This is a genomic window from Paenibacillus sp. 23TSA30-6 (genome assembly GCF_014858585.1).
Lineage (GTDB): Bacteria > Bacillota > Bacilli > Paenibacillales > Paenibacillaceae > Paenibacillus.
In genome coordinates, this window is record NZ_SLTL01000005.1 from 74,096 (window position 1) to 98,086 (window position 23,991).

The following is a 23,991-nucleotide window of genomic DNA, read 5'->3' on the forward strand; positions in this document are numbered from 1 at the left end:
ATTTAATCGCTCAGAACTATCCCGCAGGACAGGATTCGCAATAACGTATTGGCTTTTGGTGCCTTTTTTTTGAAAATGGTTTTTCCCATTCCGTCCCCGTTCATACTCACTCCGGCATATAAACGGATCGAATCGTCAACCAGATACGTACCTGCCGGGAAGTACACGGTTCCCTCTGTACCACGATCATAGAAATACTTTAACGCATTCTGAATTTCCCTGGATTGTGAGGAATTCGAGTTGGGTTTAACGCCAAAATCCTTGGCATTAATCTGATTGTCGGCTGCTTGGGCCACATGCGGGTTTCCTCCTATAGAGCCTTGAATAACGAGAGCAATGACGGCTACCAGCAACAAGCTGAGCCTGGCCTTGTCTGACTGGAAATAAAAGCTCCGCTACCTTCCTGGTTGCGGAGCTTTTGTGATTTGGTGACAGCCTATTTTCTGTGGTCCGAACCCCGAGCCTGTCCGAAAGGTTGTCTCCTAGGGGTTTTCGTATTTATAACAAGCTGGGACATGCCGTTTGTGACATGAATCTTGGTTTCTAGCAAAGGTAGCGGCCCACGCAGAAGGGGATCTGGATGCATATGCATACTGTATGCGCAAAAACCCAAAAAGATAAGAGGGATGACAAGTGCCCATTGGAAAAATGAAAAAGCATAAAGAAATGTTGCAACATCCCGTTTTGCGTCCGCATTTACCTGAAACCCACTGGTTTACGGATTCGAGGACCTCGCGGATGCTGAATACCTATTCATCGGTCTTCATAAAACCTAATCACGGGAGTGGTGGCAGCGGGATTATCCGGGTCAAGAGATTGAAGAAAGGATATGAGGTTCGTAGGGGCTCAAGTCGAAGGATTGTTGGATCTCGTTTTGTCTTGAGAGCAATTAAGTCATACCAGAAATCCAGACACATGTATTTAGTACAGAAGGGACTTCGGTTAGCCAAGTACCATGGGTCGATTTTTGACACAAGGATATATCTACAGAAACCAGGGGGGAAATGGGTGATTTCCGGCACGGCCGCCCGTGTCGCGGCACCTCATAAGTATGTTACCAATTATCTTAAAGGAGGGCATGCAGTATCCTTGCATCGAGTGCTTTTCAGCCTTTTTAAGCACAACCGCACGAAAGCGGATGCCTATTTTCGTGAAATATCCAAACTATCTGTCATCATTGCCAAAACGATTAATAAACGGCATCCAGTTCGCGAATTGGGGGTCGATATTGCCATAGATAAAAAAGGCCGTATTTTGATTATCGAGGCCAATTCACACCCCGGACATATGCTGTTTACCCAGCTTCCCGATCCTACTATGATCAACACGATCATGAGAAACAAGAGGCTTATTTGGAAGTAGATTCCTTGCACATTATTTTTAGGGGAGAAGGAGAAAGTTTCAATGAAAAAAACAAAGCAGCTAAGAGAGTTGGTCAATTCTCAAAAACTGGAGTTTATCATGGAAGCTCATAATGGTCTGTCAGCCAAAATTGTGGAGGAGGCGGGGTTTAAAGGAATTTGGGCCAGCGGGTTGTCCATCTCTGCAGCGATGGGAGTCAGGGACAACAATGAGGCTTCCTGGACGCAGGTATTGGATGTTTTGGAATTCATGAGTGACGCTACTTCCATCCCGATTTTACTGGACGGAGATACGGGGTACGGCAACTTCAATAATGCAAGGCGGCTGGTGAAGAAACTGGAGCAGCGTCATATAGCGGGGGTATGCATCGAAGATAAGCGGTTCCCCAAAATGAATTCTTTCATTAACGGTCAAGGGCAGACTTTGGCTGATATCGAAGAGTTTTCCGGGAAAATTAAAGCGATGAAAGATACGCAAACGGACGCGGACTTTACGGTGGTGGCCAGAGTAGAGGCATTTATTGCCGGGAAAGGGCTTAAAGTGGCGCTGCAGCGGGCAGAGGCGTACCGGAAGGCAGGAGCCGATGCCGTATTTATACACAGCAAAAGATCGGATGCCGCAGAGATTGAAGCGTTCATGAAGGAATGGGCCGGAAGATTGCCGGTAGTGATCGTGCCTACCAAATACTATACGACTCCAACCGTCAGGTTTAAGGAGATGGGGATCAGCCTTGTGATTTGGGCAAACCATAATTTGAGAGCATCCATCCAAGCCATGAAACAATTATCTGACCGAATTTATCGGGATGAAAGCCTTGTTCATATCGAGAAGAGCGTCGCAACCCTCGAAGAAGTATTCCGGCTTCAAGGGGTCGAAGAGCTGCAAGCTGCGGAACAGAAATACCTTCCATCGTCAGAACCGGATTCGGGTGAGCGCGTATAATGGACACGAAATTGTTAGGAGAAGAGCTGAAAAAATTAGGATTTACCTTTTTCAGCGGTGTTCCATGCTCCTTCTTGAAAAGCTTGATCAATTATGCGATAAACGAATGCGATTATGTTGCAGCGGCTAACGAAGGGGATGCGGTCGCCATTGCATCCGGAGCTTATATAGGGGGGAAGAAGTCGGTAGTCCTTATGCAAAATTCAGGACTAACCAATGCTGTTTCGCCATTGACCTCTCTTAATTACCCTTTTCATATTCCGCTGCTTGGATTTGTCAGCTTGCGCGGAGAACCGGGGATACCTGACGAGCCTCAGCATGAACTGATGGGCCGGATTACAACGCAAATGCTGGATGTGATGGATGTGGAATGGCAGTATCTCTCCAAGGACTTGGAGGAGGCCCAAAATCAGCTGATCCAGGCTAATGAGCAAATTGCCCGACATCGCCCGTTCTTTTTTGTCGTTAAGAAAGGGACTTTTGACAAAGAACCATTGCAAAAACAGCAAACCTCCATTCATGTAAATCAGGTCCGGCAGCATGGTCATGCGGATCATCAAATGCCTACACGGTATGATGCATTAGCTGCGATTAACTCCATGAAAGACAGTAATACCGTACAGCTCGCAACAACCGGTAAAACCGGGCGCGAACTTTATGAAATTGAAGATGCAGATAACAACTTGTACATGGTGGGTTCTATGGGATGCATCGGTTCCTTTGGACTGGGGTTGGCTCTGAGCCAATCAAGCAAAAATATCGTCGTGATTGACGGAGACGGATCTCTGTTGATGCGTATGGGGAGCCTGGCAACCAACGGTTACTACCACCCAGCCAATATGGTTCATATTCTGCTCGATAATAACGCCCATGAATCAACAGGCGGGCAAAGTACGGTATCTCATAATATTGATTTTATAGGTATTGCCGCTTCCTGCGGGTATACAAAGTCGATTCTTGTTCACAGTCTCGAGGAACTGAAAGCCTCTTTACAAGAATGGAAATTAAATAAAGAACTTACATTTTTGTGCCTGAAAATATCCAAAGATTCCAAGGATCAGCTTGCTCGTCCACATATGAAGCCTCACGAAGTAAAAGAACGTCTGTTGCGTTTTATTCATAACAGTCCTTTGAAGGGCAAGGAAGTGGGCGGTTCATGAGTTCTCCCGTCAAGAAAAACATTTTGCTTACCCCTGGTCCGGCAACGACTACAGAAAGTGTGAAATGGTCACAGGTGGTTCCGGATATCTGTCCTCGTGAAGCCGAGTTTGGCCAAATCATGGAGTATATTTCTACAGAGCTTACCCGGCTGGTCGCAGACCCGGATCATTATGCAACCGTATTGTTTGGTGGATCGGGTACTGCAGCGGTGGAATCCATCATAAGCTCGGTCCCGAATCACGATGCGGTGATCATTGTCAGCAATGGAGCCTATGGAAAACGGATGTGCGAGATAGCGAAGGTTTATGGAGTGGATTATTTTGAATTCAAAAGTCCTCCCGATGATGCTATTGATTTGGCTGAATTAGAAAGGTATATCCAATCTTCCGAACGCACCGTCTCCCATCTGGCCGTCGTACATCACGAGACGACAACGGGCCTGCTTAACAAGGTAAAGGATATCGGAGAATTATGCAAAAGGTATCAAATCGACATGATCGTGGATGCCATGAGCTCATTTGCGGCCATTCCAATTCAATTGAAGGAAATGAACATTGCCTACCTGGCGACAAGCTCCAACAAAAACTTACAGGGAATGGCCGGGGTTTCGTTTGTGATCGCCGAAAAAAGCAAATTGGAGAATTTGAAAGGCCAGAAACCAAGAAGCTATTATTTGAATTTGTATGCTCAATACAACTATTTTGTGGAACATGGGCAGATGCGGTTTACTCCTCCAGTCCAAACCTTATATGCGCTTAGACAAGCGATTGAGGAATTAAAGCAGGAGGGGGTGGATAAAAGATACGAAAGGTACACGACATCCTGGAAAACCTTAATTAACGGGTTAGCCCGCTTAGGTCTAACCTATATCATTCCCGAAGAGCATCATTCCAAAATCATTACTTCCATTCTTGAACCTCATTGTGCAGGTTATGATTTTCAATCTATGCATGATTATTTTTACAGCAAAGGTATTATGATTTATCCCGGCAAGCTTGAGAAGCTAAATACGTTCCGGATTGCCAATATAGGTGATATCACGTATAAGGAAATGGAGTTATTTTTGGAATGGCTTGAACGCTATCTCAGTAGCATAAAATGCGGATGAGAAAGGTGGAGTCCCCATGGCACCAGCAGCAAAAGATAAGTGGTACAAATATTTGTTATTGAGAAGGCATGCGTCTCTAAGGTCTTACGTCCCCGAAACGAAGCTCCTGAACAGGTATAATTTTTCGGAACTTCTCTCCAAGTACGGGCATGTTATCGTGAAACCGGTGTGGGGGAGTCGTGGACAGGGGATCTTTCAGGTCTCCTGGTTAGGAAACCATAAGTACATCGTACATTACGAGAATAAACGAGTTTTAGTACGGGGCAGAACCAATACGTATCATTATATTAGAAGAAAAATCGGGAACGCCAGTTATATGGTTCAACGCAGAATTACTCGTCCGACCATCCACAAACGCCCTTTTGATATGAGAGTCATCATTCAACGGAGAATCAACTCATCTGTATGGGTAGTCACAGGAAAGGTTATCAAAGTTGCAGGCAAAGGCTATATTGTATCCAATAATACACGGAGTAAAGGGACATTGCTCAGCTTTAAATCCGGTATTCAGCAATCTTCTGTTCGGCACTTGTCTGCCAGTGCATTAGAGTCCCATATTGATCGTGTTTCCATCCGTTCCGCGAAGAGATTAAGTGTTTTTTTTCCGGGACACCGTATATATGGACTGGACATTGGAATAGACCGGAAAGGAAGTATCGGGATTATTGAAGCTAATCTTTATCCGGCAAGGTCCCATTTCCGTAAGCTGAAGGATAAAACGATGTATTACCGCATTACGGATTACAAAAACGGATAACATAAAATGAAAAGGTGGCTCTGTATTCATCAGAGTCATCTTTTTCTCATACAGTTTCTAAGTCGGGAGTTTTAGTCATGGGACAAGGATTATTGAATGGTGTTACATCGGGATTTGTGATAGTATTTACACCTATATAGAATGAGGAAGTGACATAGTGATAAACATAACGATTCCAACCCCGGACATCACGATTACCAAACAGGTTAACCCTGAGCTGAGCCATATTTATGGATTTACAGATTTCCACCTGATTCCCAGAGATAAGAGCGGTATTTTTATGTTCTACAACGCGCAGGAGGAATTGCTGTTCGTTGGTAAAGCAAGAAAGCTGAGACAAAGAATCAAAAAGCATTTTGAAGATACCGTATCACCAATCAAGGACAAGCGGAACGAAGTGGCGATTATTGAGGTTTGTATTGTGGAAGATGCGGTGGAGCGAGAAATCTATGAAACCTACATCATCAATTCACAAAAGGCTAAATATAACGTCGAAAAAGTGTTTTTCAAGTGATGAAGTAACTTTCGCATGAAAAAAAGAGCAATAAGTCGCAGTGATGTACTGCTCTTATTGCTCTTTTGTATTACTGTATTTTAGATCCTTCCAGGGAGGGTGCCGTGGTATGAACAAAACAGACCGCCTGCTAGCTATCTTGCTAGAATTGCAACGTAAAGATATTTTACGAGCCGAGGATTTGGCGGCCATATTCGAAACAAGTGTGAGAACCATCTATCGGGATATTCAGGCACTAAGCGAATCGGGTGTACCGATTATAGGTGCACCCGGCATTGGATATTCCCTGATGGAGGGATATTTTTTGCCACCGGTGAGCTTTAGCGTGGAAGAAGCCGTGGCGTTGCTAATCGGGACAGATTTTGTCGAACAAAAATTTGATGCAGATTACGGCATCAAGGCGCAGGCTTCTCGCAGAAAGATTGAAGCTATTTTACCGGAGAGTGTTCGCAGGGAAGTTTCCCGGGTGCGTACGACCATCAGGCTGCTCGCGGTGGGTGAAGGGGCAAACCTTAAAGAGAAAACCTGTTTGGAAACGCTGCGTCTCGCTATATTGGGAAAACGGAAGGTACGGTTCGGCTATTCCAAAAGAATGCCTGAGGCTGACGGGAATCGTCAAAGTGTGCGTGTGGTCGCTCCCTATGGGCTTGTGCTGATTCGTGGTTCGTGGATGTTGATTGGGCAATGCGAATTGCGGCAGCAACTTCGCCATTTCCGCTTGTCCCGGATGGACGAGCTTATCGTGCTGGAGGAGAGGTTTCAGTTCCCCATCGATTTTAATTTGCAGGATTACAAGCAAACCGATGATCGCCATGTACGTGTTCGTATATTAGCCCGTTCGGATATCGCTGATAAAGTGAAGGAAGCGAACAATTTTTACATGGAGGCTGTAGAGGAGCGTGCGGATGGACTGCATGTACTCTTCCGCGTCAGGCAGCCAGAGGAATTACTACAATGGATACTCGGGTGGGGTGCAGATATGGTCGTGCTGGAGCCTGAATCGCTCCGGGATCGGGTACGATCGGAAGTCGAAAAAATGTTGAAATGCTACTGACATAAGGCTGTCAGTAGCATTTTTGTATAGTAAAGCTACTTGAAGGAGAGGGGCAGTTAATAGTATATGAATACAACAACCGAAACATTGCAGCGTTTTGAACAAACGGTACAACACTATCTTCTTGAATTGGACCACTTTAGCTTGGAGCAATTGCAGTACACACCGCAGGAGGGCGAATGGTCACTTGGACAAATGTACCTTCATTTGGTGAACTCTGCTCTTTATATGCATCTGAAGAACGTTGATGTTTGTCTACAGCCTAATGGGGAGACAGGGGTTAAAACGGAAGCAGGCATGGCCATTTTTAATCTGGGGGGCTTTCCGCCAATGCGTATCCAAGTCCCACCATCCCCGCAGTACACTCCCCCGCAACCGACTGGCAAAGAAGAAATTGTAGAGGGATTGAACGCGGTAATCCGCAAAATGAGAGAGATTGAGCCGAACGTTGGGGAAACAGCAGGGAAGTCTACCGTTTCTCATCCCAGATTCGGCGCGTTGAATGCTGGAGAGTGGTTTGCGCTCATCGAGATGCATTATCGTCATCATCTTTTGCAGAAGGAGCGCTTGAAGCACGCAATAGCCGATTAATCGTCTCCCGGCGCAGACCGATGAACTGGCCGATTTCCTCCTGCGTTAGCACGTCTGTTAGCGTGGCGGGTGCGATGTAGGAGTGGAACCAGCGTTGAAGCTTCCGAAGCTTCTCGGCAGGTGACACCTCGGTAAGCTGGTCGATTCGTTGCTGCATCATGCGCAATTTATCCTGTAGCTGCAAAGCGACAGCCCGACATCGCGCCGGCTCTTGCTCCAGCGCGAGATACCATTCCTTTTGCGACAGAACTTCAACCTCTGAGGTTACCAGCGCCACTGCTGTACCGTAATAAGGATTGGGACTGATCAGGGAGTGATGCGGGATGATTTCATCGGGCACAATCACATTAACTAAAATTTGCGAGCCGTCTTCATGGACTCGGATAATTTTTAACAGGCCGCTCTTTAAGTGATATAGAGGGCCGGATTCCCCTTGCCGGAACAGGGTCTCGCCTTTGTGTAATATCATGAGCGTGAACAGCCTCCATTTCATGTATTCCAGCTTTTAAATGAATCCGCCGTTGACGCGAATTGTCTGTCCGGTAACCCACTGTGATTTGGCGCTGACCAGGAACTCAATCACATCAGCGATATCTTCCGGTTCACCGAGACGACCCATCGCATTCATTTTTTTCATGACTTCGATCTGTTGCTCGGTTTTTCCTGCTTGAAAAAGCTCGGTGTTCACGGGACCGGGAGCCACGGCGTTGATCGTAATTTGTTTACTCCCGAATTCTTTCGCAAGCTGGCGGGTAAATTGCTCCACCGCGCCTTTCGTACCCGCGTATACGCTATAGGTCGGAAACATTTGTCCGATGACGGACGTAGACAGGTTCACGATTCTTCCGCAGTTTTCCATGTATTTCATCGCTTGTTGACAGGCAAAGAAAGTCCCTTTTACATTCAGTGCGAATTGTTTGTCAAAATCGGACTCGGTTACCTCAGCCAGAGGTTTGGTGATCATCAATCCGGCATTGTTAACCAGAATATCCACTTTGCCGAATTCAGCAATCGTATGTGTAAATAAGGCTTCAATATCACTCATCTTGCCCAGATCAGCGCGGAGCGCTATGGCTTTTCCGCCTTTTTGAATAATGCCCTCCACGACTTCCTGAGCTTTGTCCGGACTGCTGGCATAATTGATGACTACATTAGCGCCCAGATCAGCCAGTTGCTCGGCAATAGCACGTCCAATTCCTCTGGAGGAACCGGTGATAATCGCTGTTTTTCCGTTCAAATGCGTCATATGTGTTTAGCCTTCTTTCCATATATTTTTTAAGAGATTCCTTTTTCTAAAAGCATCCACACATCCGAAAACTCCTGATCAATCGCAGGACTCTTCCATTCGTAAGCATGAGCGGGGTGATGAAAACGGGCTGTGGCATAGAAAAGGGTACGCGCCAGTTGGGCTGGGTGATCCGATGTGATGCCCCCGCGTGCAATGATATCAGCGAGCTGATCCACAATGTGGGCGATATGCTGGTCGATTAAATCAGCGGCTTGTTCGGTGACCCGGGTATACATCTCGAACATTTCCTCGTCATCGCGGGCATAATACTGCTTGAGTTCGACCAAGGTCTGTATATATCGTTTTAAATGCGGCGTTCCCAGCATAGATGAATCCTGACACACCTCCGTTAACGGGTCGACAATCTTTTCATTCAGCCATTTTTCGGTCACGCCTTCAAGGAGCTCAGCTTTACTTTTAAAGTGTCGGTAAATGGTGCCATGACTTACTCCCAATACTTTGGCAACATCGGTCACGGAGGTTTTGGCTACACCAAAACGCCTAAGTGTGTCTTCTGTAGCAATGAGAATCTGTTCCTTGGTTAATATATCTGAGGATTTTTCCATAGAGACACGGCTAAGTTGCCGTGTGAGTCACCTCCTTGAATTCAGGATAACACAAAGAGTATCAAATGACAAATATACATATTTGTCATTTGATACTCTTTTCTGAAATAATCCAAAGAAGTGAACAGAAAAACTACAATAGCGATTCGATGACAGGATCAATGGCACAGGGCTCCGTTGTTACTTCAAACCTTCCTTTTACATAGCCATCGCGATCGACCAGGAATTTAGAAAAATTCCACTTGATCCCGTCGCCAGCGTATATTTCCGGATACTTATCCCTCAGGAAGTCCTCCATCCATTGACCGTCCTTGGTTTGGGTATCGAAGCCTTGAAACGGTGCCTGTTGTGTCAGATATTGAAATAAAGGATGAGGAGATGGACCTCTTACATCCGTTTTCTCAAATAGCGTGAATGTTACTCCATGGTTAATTTGGCAGACCCCCTGAACTTCCGAATTGCTACCCGGCTCTTTTTCATTGAATTGGTTACAAGGAAACGCGAGAATTTCAAAACCTTGTTCCCGTCGACTTTCATAGAGCTTCTGTAGATCAGCGAATTGACGGGAAAAGCTACATTTGCTGGCTGTGTTTACGATGAGGAGAACTTTTCCGCTGTAGTCTGACAGTTTAATCGGCCTCCCGTTAATTGAGGTTGCTTGAAAATCATAAATAGACATATTAAAGTCCCTCCTCATATTATTTTTTATACATCATATATCCAGAGTGTCTATTGGTCTAATATATTATTCGAATGACCTTTATAGGTAGAAGGGGGTTCGCCTCTTTCATAGCAAACTGTGACATTAGCCGTTACCAAGATAGAATATGGATGCATATTCATGTAATGCGTGCAAAAACCCAACAGAATCGAGGGATACTCGTGCCCATTGGAAAGATGATTCAATACAAGGAAATGCGACAACATCCCGTTTTAAGTTCTTATCTGCCGGAGACCCGTTGGATTAGCAATGCAAGAACTTTGCGCATGCTGGACGAATATCGGACGGTTTTCATTAAGCCTAATTATGGAAGCGGAGGGACTGGTATCATACGGGCCAAAAAGCTGGGGAGGAGGTATGAGATTCGTTGCGGCTCCAGTCGAAGAATTGTCAGATCCCACGCGGTGAGAAGAGCGATCAAAACCCATCGGAGGCCTCATCGCCGTTATTTGGTACAGCAAGGACTTCGGTTAGCGAAGTACAAAGGCTCTATTTTTGATGCCAGAGTGTACATGCAGAAACCGGAATCAGAATGGATCATTTCAGGGATAACCGGGCGTGTGGCAGCCCCATCCAGATTCGTGACCAATTACCGGAAAGGGGGACATGCGGCTCCGATATCCAAAGTGCTTTTAAGAGTTTTTAAAAATGACAGAACGAAAATGAGACAGACTCTGGATCAGATCATCGAACTTTCCAAAATGATTGCCGACACGATAGAGCAAAACCATTCAGTTCGCGAGTTGGGCATTGATTTGGCTATTGAGAAGAGTGGTCAGATCTGGATTATCGAGGCCAATCCGCACCCCGGACATATGCTGTTCACGCAACTCCCTAACCAAACCATGATCCGTACCATTTTGAAGAACAAGCGTCGGATTAAAAAACATTAGTATAGAGTTGCTCAAGCACATTGGAATCTCATCAATCAAAAACCAGTCGAAGCACGAAAATAAAGAAGTGTTAGGCTGGTTCTGTTTTATCAAGCTATGATAGTTCATTAGTGAAATGTGCTAGTTATCTCTAATACTTTGCATATTAATCCGCTATATAGTATATTTATTCAATCGTAAGCAAGAGGGGGAGTTAACATGGCATTTATCGTAAGAAATGCTGAACCTAACGATGTGAATGGTTTGACGGAGTTAATGTATGAGTATATTGTTGGTTTTTATAAGAATCCCAGACCGGCTGCTGAGAAACTACATAATTTGATTTTTAACCTTTTCGAGAAGCAGGCAGGTATACAGTTCGTAGTAGAGCAGGATGGGGAGCTGATTGGATTCGCTACATTATACTTTGCTTTCAGCACGATGAGAGCAGATAAAATTACCATCATGAACGATCTGTTTGTTATGGAGCCATACAGAGATACTGAGGTGGAATCGCAACTGTTTTTGGAATGCCGCCGATACTCACAAGAGCATGGGTATGCGTACATGTCCTGGATCACGGGGCCCAGCAATCAGCGGGCACAACGTTTCTTTAAAGAAAAGGGTGCTGTCCAGGCAGATTGGATTAACTATTCCATTAACTAAATCAAGGGTTCTTGCAAGCTAATGTGAAGCCATTGACGCCCTCGTTTTGTTGGAACTATACTGATTACAACAAAGAGGGTGATTCGATGAAACAAATTAGCAGCCGATTTTCAATTGCGGTGCATACCATGTCCATGATTGCTTTGCGTCCATCGTTATGTACAGGCGATTACATTGCCAAAAGCGTCAATAGTAATCCTGTCATCATACGCAAAATCATTGCGCAATTAAAAAAAGCCGGATTTATCCAAGTCAAAGCAGGTGTCGGTGGGGCTTCTCTATTAAAAGAAGCAGAGCAAATTACACTACTGGATATCTATAAAGCCGTTGAAGCATCAGACGATGGCGACCTGTTCAGGTTCCATAAAGACCCGGACCCCGAATGCTCGGTGGGGAAACATATTGAAGAGGTACTGCATCCTGAGATGGTGCAGGCACAGTTGGCGCTGGAAGGAAGGCTTTCTTCCGTCACGTTAGGACAAATTGTTGCCCAACTTCAGCAAAAAGCGGGCTACTGATGAGCAGAAGATACCCTGATACACTCCATTTTACAGCCTGAATCCGGTTCTAATCAAAAGCCGAATTCAGGCTGATTTGTTATTTTACCTTGTATTATTGTTTGGTCATTGGCCTTGCGGTTCAACATATTCAATAAAAGTGCCATCCGGGTGTTCTACAAAAATACTCGGTCCCACAGGACCGTGCTGATCCCTTACAATCGGGGTGCCTTCTGCGGCCAGAATGGCTTTAAGCTCTATCATGGAGTCCACATACACTACAGAGCGCAGGTTTTTGGCAAGCCCCAAAGCTTGCTCGGTCCCCGAAACGATGACATAGGGATAGACCGTGGCTAATTGAAGCTCGGCGTCGGGAATAGCCCATTGTCTGTCAGCCGGCTTTCCGGTGATTTTTTCATAATGGGCTACAGCCGACTCCAGATTACTCGCAAATACCGGAATAAAATGATCTGTAATATTCATAATTTCATCCTCCAGTTGAGTTGTACAATACCTTATAGCATCGTTGTAACTAATTTTGTTATAACAATATTAGTTACAACGTAGGTGCGATGTCAAGTGAATTCTATGAATTGCTGTTTATAAATCTGGTCGACCTTGCTAAGGACTTGGGAGCTGTGCTGATTGAAAATTAAAGGGGTGACTTTTCCCTTCTTCAGAAAAATGCCAGTTTGTTCGCTGAATTCACCCAGAGCGGCTTTGTATAGACGAGAGGCTCCTTTGCTGGGGTGGGAAAAAATCAGGTTCCGAATCGGAATCATATACCCCGGCATTCCTGAACTCGAAGTCATCGTTGTTTTATTCGCACCCGGGCAGACGCTACGTATCTTGATCCCCTCAGCGGTGGCTGCCGGAGCGATCTCTTGGGTCCACAGTGAAAGGGCGAGCTTGCTTGAGGCGTAGGGACCGAAAAGCTTTTTGAATTCGGCAGGGCGTTCCAGCAGCTCCACCTCGAACCGTTTTACGATGAGGGAAGCGTTCGAGGAGGTGTTAATGACGGTTCTCAGGTTTCCTTGCCGCAGAAGCTCCTTAAGCTCCATAAAAATGATGTAGGGAACGACGGTATTGACTTCAAAGTGCATTTCGCGCCCTAATGGAGAGAATATCATTTCTCCGAGCGACACACCTGCATTATTAAAAAGGACATCGATATGAGATTCGCTTTTTTGGATCTGCTCCAGTGCCTTTTTGAGGCTCGAAAAATCGGCCAAATCGGCTTTATATATCCTCAATTGTCCTGTACTTAATGCGTGCTGAACCCGAGATTCGTTGTCGTTCGGGAATCCAGAGCGGATCAGGGCAAGAACATGCCAGCCCTCGGAAAGGAGCTTTAGGGTTAACTCCAATCCCACCCCCGAGTTTGCACCTGTAATGAGCGCCGTTTTATGATGCTTGGTTGTAGCCATGCTGGCATTCTCCTATTCTTTATCCGTTGTATGAGCCGCTGCATCTGTATCGAGCAGGGATTGCTGGTTGTTTAATTTATGATCTATAAATCCCACAATGCGCTGTAAATCGGCTATTTGTCCGATCACTTTTTGACGATAGCTTTGTAACAGAGCATTCACTTCCGGAACGCTTGTTACGTCTTCTTTATAGGAGAGAGGGACATAAGCCTTCATGTCTTCCAGCGACATGCCTGTTTTCTTCAGACAAATGATCAGCTTCATAACCTCTGTATCCTCGATGCTGTACACACGGTGTCCATTCTTATTTCTTTTAGATGGCGGAAGCAGTCCGATTTTTTCATAATACCGAAGGGCATCCTCCGTTAATCCGATTTTTTGCGAAACTTGTTTGATAGAAAAGGATTCACCCACGCTGTTTTCACCTGCTTTTCGTTAGGGTTAACGTTATGCTACACCTTGGTGTTCACACCAAGTCAAGCAGTTTTATGTAAAAAGGAGCCTCTCAAAATCATGAGAAGGCTCTTTCTCATCAGATTCCCCTTTTGAACAGACTGTTGTTCATCTTTTGCTCACTTTGAATGAGCAGAACAAAATAAAGGGGTATAATTGAAAATACGTAATATTTGATGTTATATATTACGTATGATTATACGCAATATATAATGTTGTATGGTTTACTTAATTGTATGATCGGAATAATAATATATAAATATAGGAGAAGATAAAGGATGGGAACAATAATGAAACCCACTTTTGACGTTGATCAAATGATTACGTCCTCTGAGGCTTCAAAAAGGTTTGGGGAGCTTCGTAAAAAGGCTAAACATCGTCCTCAGTATATTACGGATAATGGTTCAGTTGATTCGGTTTTAATGGGATATGAAATTTTTGAACAACTGTACGATCGTTTAACTCAATTGGAGCAACAAGAGGAAGAACGTATATTAGTGGAACGTATAGAAAGTCTTGATCGGGACCCAGCATCCGCGAAATCCTGGAAAGATATCCGTCGAACTACCTAATCTAAATGAAAGAATTGTTTGATATTCGTTTACATGAGGCTGCGGAAAAAGAATATAACCAGCTGGATGGTTCAGTTCTTGATGAGGTCAATAAAGTAATGAATGAGTTAATATTCCGGTATGGAAAAGACAAGATGATTAGAATGGTGAAGATCATTATAGAAGCAGACTATTCCCCCTGCTCTCCTGCTCACCGATCCGGAAGCCAGGCGCGAGTAACGCTAAAAAAAGACGCTTCTGGTTTCCCAGAAACGTCTTTAATAATCTTCAATCCATAAAGATATATATATAAATAAGACATATGCTAAAAGTAAGAATGAAATCACAGAAAGGGGGATAATCCATGTAAGATGGGTTTTAAATGGGGACAAGGTTTTTTCCCATGTAAGATTTTTAAATGGTCTTAGGATTTTCTCACGGGTAGGCAGTAACTCATATTCTATTTTTTTCAAAATGAGTTCCGCCTCTTCTTCATCTCTAATTAAAAGCTCACTCCATAACTGTTCGTATTGCTCTCTAATTACTTCTTTAGTAGAACTATCTTTTAACAAAACCATTTGTGTGACCTCCATAGATAATAAACTAGCAAGAAGACCTGAAGAACTATTTCCTATCTTCAGATCCCCTTGCATGCTAATTTTAATTTCCGTATACATGTCCTCTTACTCGCACGGTATTACCAAGTTCCTCATTTGTAACTTTTAAGTACACACCAGAATATTGCCGACCTGTGTATATAGTATTATAAAAAGCCGCTCCATTCCAAGAATTGAAGCCAGTTTGGAATACCTGCCCGTAAGCATCATCACTAAAAATGCCTTTTTTCACAATACTATACCGTACAGAAGCCTTTGACACGCTTCCAGGAATTTGCTGCCACCCCGTAATACCTGCTCTGTCCTCAGTCATGTTAAACTGACTATTACTATATATGGAATTACCTGATTTGACTAATTCATCCCCATAACTTGTAAGCTCAATAGATAGAGGTTTGACAGACGAGGTACTATTCTCTTCTGATTGAGACTGGATTAATTTTTCAACCTTTTTACTTTTTGTCTCTTGTCCACCCACCAAAACCTTCCAATTATCGTCCTTTTTAACGATTGGGTATGTGACTGTATTGATTGAACCATCATCTTTTCTAGTTAATTCAACCGTAGCCGTATAGGTGTCATCAGAATCTGAAACGACATTTTTGATGCTGACATCAGAGAATGGGTTATCGCTTAATGATTCCTTATACTCTTTCAATTGTTCCTGTTCGCTTTTAAATCTCGTATCTATTACCCATTTGGTAGCTTCCGAAGCATCGCCAGATTGTGCTGCTTCTACATAATTTTTTATTGATTGTTTGGCTAATTCTTCATTAGAAACGCTTTCCGCACCCGCAAAACCAGGAAAAACAGAGATCGCAAACAAAGGAATCAATAACATTGTCTTTTTAATTTTACCATTAAAACTCGAAATTTTCATTCATCTTCCATCCTCTCTTTTTTTACATAAATACCTTACGTCATACACTACACCATGTTAATGTTTTGGAACTTTACCCAAATAGACTCCTCAACTTTCACAAAAACACATAAGTTTCATGTTGTCCTAAAACATGAATATCACCCACCTTTGTCATACGCATATAACAAATGACATTTCATTCAAAAACATCACTTGTTACCTTAACATTTCTTTGTAAAATATGGAATACCTTTGGTGATAACTGTAATTAAAAAGAAAATTTAAAAAAACTTTTCAAAAAGATCAGTAATAAAACCAATAAATGTATCTATGTAAACATAGTAATATTTTGATTTCTTCATAACTTTCATCACCCACAATGCCCATTTGTTTGTTCTATATTAAAAATTCAATATATAGGGTTAATATTCTTGTATGTGGTGAAATCTGACACAACAAAAAGCAGCTCCATTTGGTGAGCTGCTTTTTAGCATGGTCATCGTGCGAGTGCTTTGCCTTCTGATCACTGGGTGTATGGTCAGGAAAATCCAGCCAACATACGGATTTGTGATTGAACAGTTACATTACATTTTTGTACATGTTAATTTTTTGAATGAGAATGTATTTAACTATAAAATAAGACATTTTATAGAATAATATTCGTTAAGTGATAGGAGGGTTGTTTTTGCATACATCAAGATGGATTAGAAAAGTAGATACCTTGGGAAGAGTTGTTATACCGATGGATATAAGGAGGGAATTAGGCATTGTAAAGCAGGACGCTTTCTCATTATCCTCAACAGAACAAGGCATCATCCTACATAAAATAGATAAAGAAGAACAATGTGGGTTATGTGGCTCTAATGATATTCTGATGCCATATAGAGATTCCTTTGTATGTATCGCCTGTATATATGAACTGAAATCATTGTGATTGGCTAAACCAATTGAGACAACTTCCAATTGCTGCTTCAAAGTTCCATCTGTATTCATTCACATTCCCTCCTAATGAGTCTTATTTTAGGATGAAATGTGAAAATTTGAATCACCATTTTTTCATTCAGGATTCGCCAAAATGAAACAAAGAAAGACCAGCCGTAAAAGCTGGTCAATAGTAAAGAATTAGTTTTGGATCACATTCCACCAACGTGATCTTGCGGTTTGAATATTCCCAAATCTGAATTATGAGCTGGTGCTACGCACACCAGCAAGAAGCTAGCTGTCAATAAGATTAAAGCCATCCTTTTTTTCATTTCTTGCCCACACCTCCTGGTAAATAAAATGGTACTGAGCCAATATTTCAGGAGCCGCATATGCCCTGAAGCAGTCAAATAAGCCTGCACAATTGGCAATAAGTAGTACATGATTTATTGTACCAGCTTTTTCTAAAGCGTCTATTAAACATTTGAAACCATATGAATATCTACCTTTATTTAGGTTGTACTTAGCCATTTTGTACCAAAAACGTGCATACTGTAGCGGTAGAAATTGTTGTGAGTATGTGCCCGTAGAGGATACTTCCTCATAAGCTGCAATTTGGGGCTCAAAACGCTGTAGAATATGGTCCACATCTATATTGTATTGGTTGGCCGCTTCAATAACGTTTAGTAGTTCGGCAAAAATCTCTTGTTCTCCGGCCATGTACTCCACGTAATCCGGCAGGACACTAACATCTCCAGACATAAGTCTGTTTACGTACGTATTGAGTTTCGCCCATTGCTGATATTGATTTTTCCAATAAAGTGAATCAGGGTCATTCTCCTTTGCCCAACTCAGATCAGCATAACCGCGAATGTGTTCTAATGCTTGTTCATGATCTCCTTTTGCATCGCAAGCATTAGCACACAGCAGCTTAGAATAAGCTATGTAGGTAAACAGCGGCTTACTTGGACTTTTTTGAGGCTCTCTCCCTTCTCGCTTGGAGTTATGAACCAAGTCATATTGAATTTGTCCTAATTGACCCATTTGATATGCGAATTCATAAACCTTGTCCCACAGGCTTAATGATCTATACACGTTTGCTAAATCTTTTAAGGCGTCCAGTTGTTCAATTTCATGTAAGCGATGGACAAACGTCTCAAATTTATTCGCTGCATTCAAGTTAAGATTTTGGTCCTTTCCTACCGCAATCTGAAACAACCGATAATGGGACAAGGCTAGTCGTTCCGAATGCTGCTGCTTTTCACTCTCGGCTACATTTTCATACAGGTAAGCGGCTGCGTCCAGATACCCTTTTTGGAAAGAAGCTTCGGCCAATTCAAAAATGTTGGAAAGATATCCTAAATTATCCATTAAAACACTTACCACTCGCTGCAAACAATCCAGCCGATGAAACTGCACGCATCGGTACAGGAAGGGGCGAATTCTTCGCCAGTTAATCGGTTCATCTACAATGCACTCTTCAACATACCGTTCATAAAAATGATCCGGTGGTAAATTCATGCCCGCAGTAATGAGATCCAATTGGTAAACGGAAATAGAACGGTTGCTTGTCACAATGCCACTTATCGTGCCAGGATTCAAGCCTGCGATGTGCCCAAATTGAGTCTTACTCAAGCCTTTTTCTTTCAGATATGTTTGAATTTCTGCTCTTATCTTAGGTGTGATTTCCATGAATAAACCACCCTTCCAACTTGAACTATAATATGATGCTCATTTTTATAAAAAATTTAATTGGAAATCTTATAATATAATAAAGGTTTTACCTTTCCTTAATTGTACCATCTTATGGAATAATAATAAATGCTTCTATTTTATTGCTTTTTATCTTGGTAATAGGAGTTGTGTCAATGAGAAATATAGCAATGACAAGAAAGGTAGACTCGCTAGGACGATTCGGAATGCCTAAAGAAATACTATATACGGTTGATATTAGACCAGGCGATTCAGTGGAAATTTTTATGGATGCAGAAGCGAGCACAATATCACTAGGTAAATACATCGGCCAAGCCTGTAAATTTTGCCAATCAACCGAAGTATTAAGCACCTTTAAAAATTCTCTCATATGCAATGAATGTAAAAGTCAAATGATAGCTACTCAAAAGGATAAACAGAATCAACAACCAAAAGAGGTGATGACCCAACTACTTTTGGTTTTGCTAGAAAAGTACCCTGATGCGACACAACAGGAATATTCTGATATGTTACGCATACCAATAGCTCGTTTAAGGAATCTTTGTCAAACAATTACACAGAACAAAAATAATGAGAAAGAGATTAAGTCCAATCCGGGCATCAATTCTTCCATACTCAAAAGGAGAGGTTAGCATTGAAAAATACAGGTATGATACGCTCTCTAGATACGTTATTTCGGATCGTTATCCCCAAAGAAATGCGCGTAACCATGAACTTGGAGGTTGGTGATGCTGTTGAATTTCTTGTGGATGATGAAGGGAGCTTCTTTGGTCTGCAAAAGTATGTCGGCACTTCTTGTAAGCTGTGTGGCTCAATTGAACATCTAACCTATTTCAAGGGCAAGCTTTTATGTACGAACTGCATAACTGAATTGAAGGGGAATATAGGCATTAGTACAATACCAGTGCCCAAGATTAAGGAGCCAAGACAAAGAGAAAAACGAACGTATCAGCCGACACAAAGCTTGATCGAAAAACTAAGGGAATTGATGTGTGAACATCCCAATGCCAAGCAAAGCGAATACGCCAAATGGATTGGCGTTTCGCAAGGCCGTATATCTCAACTCAAAAAGTTATTGTAGGTATAAGATATCGTTAGGATTTTGGACAAAGCCTGGATGCCCATGAGCTGACCGGAGATCCATTTTCGATCATTTTCCGAGCAATCGTATACAACAAAAAAATGCCTGCTTGCGTAGCAGACACGTCGAGAATTTCATACAGTATGAAAAACCACCGGATAGCTAGGCTCTCGAACCTATTCCTGGTGGTTTTTTTGTCTCGCACTTGCTTATAGATGTTTATCAGCTTTGTTATGGGTTTACTTTTTCATAACCGGAATCCATACCTCGCATCGGTAGTCCTCAGCCCGCGAGTCCCCCATCATATATACCTCCAGCTCCGGGCCGCCTGAATGCTCATAATTGCTGGCCGGGAACCATTCCTGAAAAATTCTTTGCCATACCTTTTGAATCGTATGAGGCAAAGGGCCGATGGATGTAAACACGGCCCAGGTTGCAGCCGGAATCGTTCTGGCATCCAATCCGTTGGAAGCGGCTACGTCTTCGGTGCCCTCTGCGGCAATCAGGTACGTGAATTTCTCTTCCCCATGCTTGAAATCCAAACAAATACCGAGGATATCCTCGCTTGTTCCCAAGGCTTGAATCCGATCCGATGTACCATCCGCGTTCAGCTCGTCCCAGAATTTCGGGATTTCCCGGAAATTTTCACCGTCTTTCGTTGTGACTTGGATGGACTTGCCAATGACCGTAAAGGCCGCTTTCTCTACGATTTTATAATCCATATCCTGATCTCCCTTCAACGATAGATGGAAGGTAATGCGTGGAAAGGCTTTCAGGTTCACCCCAGGGCTTCTGGCCTCAGAGGGAGATATACCGTGTACCTTACGGAACGCTTTAGAAAAAGATTCGGGGGAATCATATCCGTATTTGAACGCTACATCCAAGACTTTGGTGGTAGAAAGACTCAATTCCTGTGCAGCCAAGGTCAATCGACGTTTACGTACATATTCGGCTACCGTGACGCCGGTAAGCATATGAAACATACGTTGAAAATGAAAAGGAGACGAATAGGCTGCCTTTGCAATTTCGTCGATATCCAGCGGCTGCTGCATTCTTTCTTCCATCAGATCCAGTGCGTTCTTGATCCGAAGTAACCATTCCAACCGCATCACCTTCCTTGGTTGTAATCATATCATTAGCGGTGTCCGTAATCCTGTCTTTGCGTGCTCTTGTTGAACAGGCTCTGTCGCCTAGTTTAATGGGACGGATACTCTGTTTCAAGTCGGAATTTCATACTGAAATTTTAGAGGATACATTTCGCCTGCCCCCTTGTGTTCATAATTAAAATTTGGGACAATGAAAGAAGCGTTTAAATAGCGAAGACTGCTTAAACATGCTATGATGCAATGATGGCTGAGACGAATTTTAACGTTTTGAAAAGAGGATCGAACATGAAAAAAGAATCCATTTATGGATTAACACTAGATCAGTTGACAGCATGGCTCATCGAGCGTGGACATAAGAAATCCCGGGCGTTGCAGGTATGGGACGCACTGTACCGGAAACGAATTACTGATTTTGCTGCGATGACGGAGATTCATGAAAATTGTACCCGCCTGTTGGCAGAACATTTTCCGATTGAAACATTGGAAGAACACGTAAAGCAGCAGTCGGCGGATGGGACGGTCAAATTCTTGTTCCGTCTCCAGGATGGAAATCTGATTGAAACAGTATTGATGCGGCACAAGTTTGGGCTGTCTGTATGTGTGACAACGCAGGTGGGCTGTAACATCGGGTGCAGCTTTTGCGCGAGCGGGCTGTTGAAGAAGAGCCGTGACCTGTCCAGCGGTGAAATCGTCGAGCAGATTATGAAGGTGCAGTTGTATCTGGATCAGGAACGTCCGGGCGACCAGGTCAGTCACGTCGTCGTGATGGGGATTGGTGAGCCGTTTGATAACTTCGTGAACCTGTCCGACTTTATCCGAGTCATTAAGGATCATAAAGGGCTTGCGATTGGTCCGCGACATATTACGGTTTCTACGAGCGGACTTGCCGATAAAATTATTGAATTTGCCGATTCCGATCTGCATGTCAATCTGGCGATTTCCCTTCATGCGCCGAATAATGAGACTCGCACCCGCATCATGAAGATCAATCGGGCGATTCCCATTGAGAAGCTGATGGAGGCGATTGATTACTATCTGGATAAAACAAATCGTCGGATTACGCTGGAGTATATTTTGCTGAAGGATGTTAATGATACCAAGGAACATGCGCTGGAGTTGGCTGAGTTGGTGGGCCACCGTCGCAATTTGGCAAATGTAAACCTGATTCCATACAATCCCGTAGATGAGCATAGCCAATACCAGCGGAGTGAGTCGGAGTCGATTACGGGCTTCTATGATGTTCTGAAAAAACAAGGCATTAGCTGTAGTGTTCGGCTGGAGCATGGAGTCGACATTGACGCGGCTTGCGGACAGTTGCGCAGCAAGCAAATCCGCAAGGATGCAAAAGGTAGTCGCAATCCGGAACGCGAGGCGATTAGTTAATACAGAAGCGTACTCTTTAACAGGAGTACGCTTTTTTATGCCTGGATTATGGAGGAGAAAGAAAAGCACTCAAACCTAACTCAGCCTATAAATGTGAAAATAGTCACGTAATCATGGCTGTTTTTACGTTATAGTGAGTGGTTAGTGGAGGGGTTATATGGCTAACGTAATTTCGAATGTGGCGCTCGTTCCGGGCATTTATGTGATGAAAATAGAGGGAACCTTTAAAGGGGAAATGGGCCAGTTTTACATGCTGCGTACCAGAACCGGGTACCCATTGCTACCTAGACCTATTAGCATTTACGATATCGGGGAAGAGGACATTTCCTTTTTATATCGGGTTGTGGGAGAAGGGACAAGTTTGTTTTCCCGGTTGCAGCCGGGGCAGGAGGTTCAGTTGGAAGGGCCTTTCGGCAATGGCTTTCCTCAGGTAGAAGGTAGCTTGGCCTTAATCGGCGGTGGTATGGGCACGGCTCCCTTGCTGCTGGCTGCAAAGCATTATCCGCATGCACATGTTTATCTGGGGTTTGCGCAGCAAGCCTTTGGGGTGGAAGCTTTTGATGCTGTGGCAGCCTCTGTACACGTTCGTGTAGGGGGGAGCATCGTCGAGAAGGTCGATCCCCATCTCTATGTGAATCTGTTTTCCTGTGGGCCGACTCCGATGCTACAAGCACTTGCGGTGAAAGCAGCAGGCTCGCCGTCCCGTTTATATATATCAACAGAAAGACACATGGCCTGTGGTATTGGCGCGTGTTTGGGCTGCACCATGCATACCCGTGGAGGTAATAAGAGGGTGTGTAAGGAAGGGCCTGTATTCCCGATAGAGGAGGTGGATTTTGATGATCTCCATGGCGTGTAATATTGCGGGCGTCCCGTTCAAGAACCCGATCATCATGGCATCCGGTACATTTGGGTTCGGACGTGAGTATGCGGAATTTTACTCTCCTGAACTGTTGGGCGGCATCGTCGGCAAGGGATTAACCCTTCATCCGAAGGCTGGCAATACCGGATCACGCATACATGAAACAGCATCCGGTATGCTCAATAGTGTGGGACTGGAAAATCCGGGTGTGTCGGCCTTTTTGAAGGATGAGCTGGATGACATGACGCGCTGGAATACGGCTGTAATTGCTAACGTGGGTGGCTCCAATCTGGAGGAGTACGTTCAGGCCGTAGCCATGATTACGGAAAATGCGCAAAAACGGCGCACGATGAATCGCAGAGGCGTTGATATGCTAGAGCTGAACATTTCCTGTCCCAACGTAAAGCAGGGCGGAATGCAATTTGGCATCCAGACGGAGGTGGCGCGGGACGTGGTACGGCAGGTGCGCAATGTAACGGCGCTTCCGCTGGTCGTGAAGCTGTCCCCAAATGCAGAGAATATTACGCAGATGGCGGTCATGTGCGAGGAAGAAGGCGCAGACGGTGTCTCGCTGATCAATACATTTTCTGCGATGAAAATTGATATACGTCGGCGACGCAGTGTTTTTACGAATACGTATGCAGGTCTTTCTGGCCCGGCGATCAAGCCGATTGCCTTGCGCATGGTTCATCAGGTGGCGCAGGCAGTATCCATTCCGGTGATCGGGATGGGGGGCATCAGCTCGGTGGAGGATATTATCGAATTTACGATGGCAGGAGCGGCTGCGATTCAGGTGGGAACGTACAATTTTGTCCACTTGCACGCAGGGGCCGAGCTGGTCTACGGTCTTGAACAATGGATGCAGCGGGAAAAGGTGCAGACGCTGGATGAGATACGGGGAATCGTATAAAATACT

Annotated in this window: 31 protein-coding genes; 18 read left to right on the forward strand and 13 right to left on the reverse strand. The window is 44.0% G+C overall.

Translation table 11 applies throughout. The annotated features are described in order from the left end of the window. Positions 1–2: 2 nt before the first annotated feature. Positions 3–356, reverse strand: a complete 354-nt coding sequence (locus E0698_RS26655; protein WP_238353882.1) for a glycoside hydrolase family 55 protein — start codon at positions 354–356, stop codon at positions 3–5. A gap of 277 nt (positions 357–633) precedes the next feature. On the opposite strand from E0698_RS26655, the gene E0698_RS06220 reads away from it, so the two are divergent. From E0698_RS06220 to E0698_RS06255, 8 genes are all read left to right on the forward strand, one after another. Next, the gene (locus E0698_RS06220; protein WP_192510957.1) at positions 634–1,362 is read left to right on the forward strand and encodes a YheC/YheD family protein; all 729 of its coding nucleotides are present in this window, start codon (positions 634–636) and stop codon (positions 1,360–1,362) included. A gap of 42 nt (positions 1,363–1,404) precedes the next feature. Then, positions 1,405–2,304 carry a phosphoenolpyruvate mutase gene (gene aepX / locus E0698_RS06225; protein WP_192510958.1) on the forward strand — a complete coding sequence of 300 codons (900 nt, stop codon included), beginning with the start codon at positions 1,405–1,407 and terminating at the stop codon, positions 2,302–2,304. After that, on the forward strand, positions 2,304–3,464 hold the full coding sequence (gene aepY / locus E0698_RS06230; protein ID WP_192510959.1) for a phosphonopyruvate decarboxylase: 1,161 nt from the start codon (positions 2,304–2,306) through the stop codon (positions 3,462–3,464). Before aepX ends, aepY begins: the two co-directional genes overlap by 1 nt. Further along, positions 3,461–4,573 (forward strand): 2-aminoethylphosphonate aminotransferase, encoded by a 1,113-nt coding sequence (locus E0698_RS06235; protein ID WP_192510960.1) that lies wholly within the window; start codon positions 3,461–3,463, stop codon positions 4,571–4,573. The genes aepY and E0698_RS06235 overlap by 4 nt, the downstream gene beginning before the upstream one ends. Before the next feature lie 16 nt (positions 4,574–4,589). After that, entirely contained in the window at positions 4,590–5,330 is a 741-nt protein-coding gene (locus E0698_RS06240) for a YheC/YheD family protein (protein ID WP_192510961.1), read from the forward strand. 157 nt (positions 5,331–5,487) lie between these two features. Continuing rightward, positions 5,488–5,844: a nucleotide excision repair endonuclease gene (locus E0698_RS06245; protein WP_134911862.1), complete on the forward strand. Its 357-nt coding sequence runs from the start codon at positions 5,488–5,490 to the stop codon at positions 5,842–5,844. Between the two features lie 109 nt (positions 5,845–5,953). Next, a complete protein-coding gene (locus E0698_RS06250; protein WP_192510962.1) occupies positions 5,954–6,898 on the forward strand; it encodes a helix-turn-helix transcriptional regulator in 945 nt (314 codons plus the stop codon). Between the two features lie 66 nt (positions 6,899–6,964). Next, positions 6,965–7,489 carry a DinB family protein gene (locus tag E0698_RS06255; RefSeq protein ID WP_192510963.1) on the forward strand — a complete coding sequence of 175 codons (525 nt, stop codon included), beginning with the start codon at positions 6,965–6,967 and terminating at the stop codon, positions 7,487–7,489. Here E0698_RS06255 and E0698_RS06260 read toward each other — a convergent pair. From E0698_RS06260 to E0698_RS06275, 4 genes are all read right to left on the reverse strand, one after another. Then, entirely contained in the window at positions 7,422–7,958 is a 537-nt protein-coding gene (locus tag E0698_RS06260) for a Crp/Fnr family transcriptional regulator (RefSeq protein ID WP_192510964.1), read from the reverse strand. The genes E0698_RS06255 and E0698_RS06260 overlap by 68 nt on opposite strands. Before the next feature lie 36 nt (positions 7,959–7,994). Beyond that, positions 7,995–8,735 carry an SDR family oxidoreductase gene (locus E0698_RS06265; protein WP_192510965.1) on the reverse strand — a complete coding sequence of 247 codons (741 nt, stop codon included), beginning with the start codon at positions 8,733–8,735 and terminating at the stop codon, positions 7,995–7,997. A gap of 29 nt (positions 8,736–8,764) precedes the next feature. After that, positions 8,765–9,343 (reverse strand): TetR/AcrR family transcriptional regulator, encoded by a 579-nt coding sequence (locus tag E0698_RS06270; protein WP_192510966.1) that lies wholly within the window; start codon positions 9,341–9,343, stop codon positions 8,765–8,767. Positions 9,344–9,476: 133 nt separating this feature from the next. After that, a complete protein-coding gene (locus tag E0698_RS06275; RefSeq protein WP_192510967.1) occupies positions 9,477–10,022 on the reverse strand; it encodes a glutathione peroxidase in 546 nt (181 codons plus the stop codon). A gap of 167 nt (positions 10,023–10,189) precedes the next feature. Between E0698_RS06275 and E0698_RS06280 the strand changes: the two genes are divergently transcribed. From E0698_RS06280 to E0698_RS06290, 3 genes are all read left to right on the forward strand, one after another. Beyond that, positions 10,190–10,957, forward strand: a complete 768-nt coding sequence (locus E0698_RS06280; protein WP_238353883.1) for a YheC/YheD family protein — start codon at positions 10,190–10,192, stop codon at positions 10,955–10,957. 198 nt (positions 10,958–11,155) lie between these two features. Beyond that, positions 11,156–11,602 carry a GNAT family N-acetyltransferase gene (locus E0698_RS06285; protein ID WP_192510969.1) on the forward strand — a complete coding sequence of 149 codons (447 nt, stop codon included), beginning with the start codon at positions 11,156–11,158 and terminating at the stop codon, positions 11,600–11,602. An 86-nt stretch (positions 11,603–11,688) separates the two neighbouring features. Beyond that, complete coding sequence (locus E0698_RS06290) at positions 11,689–12,120, forward strand: Rrf2 family transcriptional regulator (protein WP_192510970.1); 432 nt, start codon at positions 11,689–11,691, stop codon at positions 12,118–12,120. A gap of 105 nt (positions 12,121–12,225) precedes the next feature. Here E0698_RS06290 and E0698_RS06295 read toward each other — a convergent pair whose 3' ends face one another. The 3 genes from E0698_RS06295 to E0698_RS27305 all read right to left on the reverse strand — a co-directional run bounded on the left by E0698_RS06295 (position 12,226) and on the right by E0698_RS27305 (position 13,940). Then, a complete protein-coding gene (locus tag E0698_RS06295; protein WP_149094358.1) occupies positions 12,226–12,582 on the reverse strand; it encodes a VOC family protein in 357 nt (118 codons plus the stop codon). A 92-nt stretch (positions 12,583–12,674) separates the two neighbouring features. Continuing rightward, positions 12,675–13,526 carry an SDR family NAD(P)-dependent oxidoreductase gene (locus tag E0698_RS06300; RefSeq protein WP_192510971.1) on the reverse strand — a complete coding sequence of 284 codons (852 nt, stop codon included), beginning with the start codon at positions 13,524–13,526 and terminating at the stop codon, positions 12,675–12,677. Positions 13,527–13,538: 12 nt separating this feature from the next. Then, positions 13,539–13,940: a MerR family transcriptional regulator gene (locus tag E0698_RS27305; RefSeq protein WP_192510972.1), complete on the reverse strand. Its 402-nt coding sequence runs from the start codon at positions 13,938–13,940 to the stop codon at positions 13,539–13,541. A 317-nt stretch (positions 13,941–14,257) separates the two neighbouring features. On the opposite strand from E0698_RS27305, the gene E0698_RS06310 reads away from it, so the two are divergent. Together E0698_RS06310 and E0698_RS06315 are read left to right on the forward strand one after the other, a co-directional pair. Beyond that, entirely contained in the window at positions 14,258–14,551 is a 294-nt protein-coding gene (locus E0698_RS06310; RefSeq protein ID WP_192510973.1) for a type II toxin-antitoxin system Phd/YefM family antitoxin, read from the forward strand. 5 nt (positions 14,552–14,556) lie between these two features. Beyond that, the gene (locus tag E0698_RS06315) at positions 14,557–14,829 is read left to right on the forward strand and encodes a hypothetical protein (protein ID WP_192510974.1); all 273 of its coding nucleotides are present in this window, start codon (positions 14,557–14,559) and stop codon (positions 14,827–14,829) included. Here the strand turns inward: E0698_RS06315 and E0698_RS06320 are convergent. From E0698_RS06320 to E0698_RS06335, 4 genes are all read right to left on the reverse strand, one after another. Beyond that, on the reverse strand, positions 14,809–15,207 hold the full coding sequence (locus E0698_RS06320; protein WP_337916175.1) for a hypothetical protein: 399 nt from the start codon (positions 15,205–15,207) through the stop codon (positions 14,809–14,811). The genes E0698_RS06315 and E0698_RS06320 overlap by 21 nt on opposite strands. Continuing rightward, positions 15,191–16,027: a DUF4878 domain-containing protein gene (locus E0698_RS06325; protein ID WP_192510975.1), complete on the reverse strand. Its 837-nt coding sequence runs from the start codon at positions 16,025–16,027 to the stop codon at positions 15,191–15,193. Before E0698_RS06325 ends, E0698_RS06320 begins: the two co-directional genes overlap by 17 nt. Positions 16,028–16,672: 645 nt before the next feature. After that, the gene (locus tag E0698_RS06330) at positions 16,673–17,002 is read right to left on the reverse strand and encodes a hypothetical protein (RefSeq protein WP_192510976.1); all 330 of its coding nucleotides are present in this window, start codon (positions 17,000–17,002) and stop codon (positions 16,673–16,675) included. Between the two features lie 222 nt (positions 17,003–17,224). Further along, positions 17,225–18,622, reverse strand: coding sequence for a helix-turn-helix domain-containing protein (locus E0698_RS06335; protein ID WP_192510977.1), 1,398 nt, complete (start codon positions 18,620–18,622; stop codon positions 17,225–17,227). A gap of 176 nt (positions 18,623–18,798) precedes the next feature. Between E0698_RS06335 and E0698_RS06340 the strand changes: the two genes are divergently transcribed. Then, positions 18,799–19,275 (forward strand): AbrB/MazE/SpoVT family DNA-binding domain-containing protein, encoded by a 477-nt coding sequence (locus E0698_RS06340; protein WP_192510978.1) that lies wholly within the window; start codon positions 18,799–18,801, stop codon positions 19,273–19,275. 2 nt (positions 19,276–19,277) lie between these two features. Continuing rightward, positions 19,278–19,724, forward strand: a complete 447-nt coding sequence (locus E0698_RS06345; protein ID WP_192510979.1) for an AbrB/MazE/SpoVT family DNA-binding domain-containing protein — start codon at positions 19,278–19,280, stop codon at positions 19,722–19,724. Positions 19,725–19,963: 239 nt separating this feature from the next. Here E0698_RS06345 and E0698_RS06350 read toward each other — a convergent pair whose 3' ends face one another. After that, positions 19,964–20,833 (reverse strand): AraC family transcriptional regulator, encoded by an 870-nt coding sequence (locus tag E0698_RS06350; protein WP_192510980.1) that lies wholly within the window; start codon positions 20,831–20,833, stop codon positions 19,964–19,966. A gap of 282 nt (positions 20,834–21,115) precedes the next feature. Here E0698_RS06350 and rlmN point away from each other — a divergent pair, with 282 nt between their 5' ends. The 3 genes from rlmN to E0698_RS06365 all read left to right on the forward strand — a co-directional run bounded on the left by rlmN (position 21,116) and on the right by E0698_RS06365 (position 23,985). Next, positions 21,116–22,213: a 23S rRNA (adenine(2503)-C(2))-methyltransferase RlmN gene (rlmN, locus tag E0698_RS06355; RefSeq protein ID WP_192510981.1), complete on the forward strand. Its 1,098-nt coding sequence runs from the start codon at positions 21,116–21,118 to the stop codon at positions 22,211–22,213. A 157-nt stretch (positions 22,214–22,370) separates the two neighbouring features. After that, entirely contained in the window at positions 22,371–23,072 is a 702-nt protein-coding gene (locus tag E0698_RS06360; protein WP_192510982.1) for a dihydroorotate dehydrogenase electron transfer subunit, read from the forward strand. Beyond that, the gene (locus tag E0698_RS06365; protein ID WP_192510983.1) at positions 23,053–23,985 is read left to right on the forward strand and encodes a dihydroorotate dehydrogenase; all 933 of its coding nucleotides are present in this window, start codon (positions 23,053–23,055) and stop codon (positions 23,983–23,985) included. The genes E0698_RS06360 and E0698_RS06365 overlap by 20 nt, the downstream gene beginning before the upstream one ends. Positions 23,986–23,991: the final 6 nt, after the last annotated feature.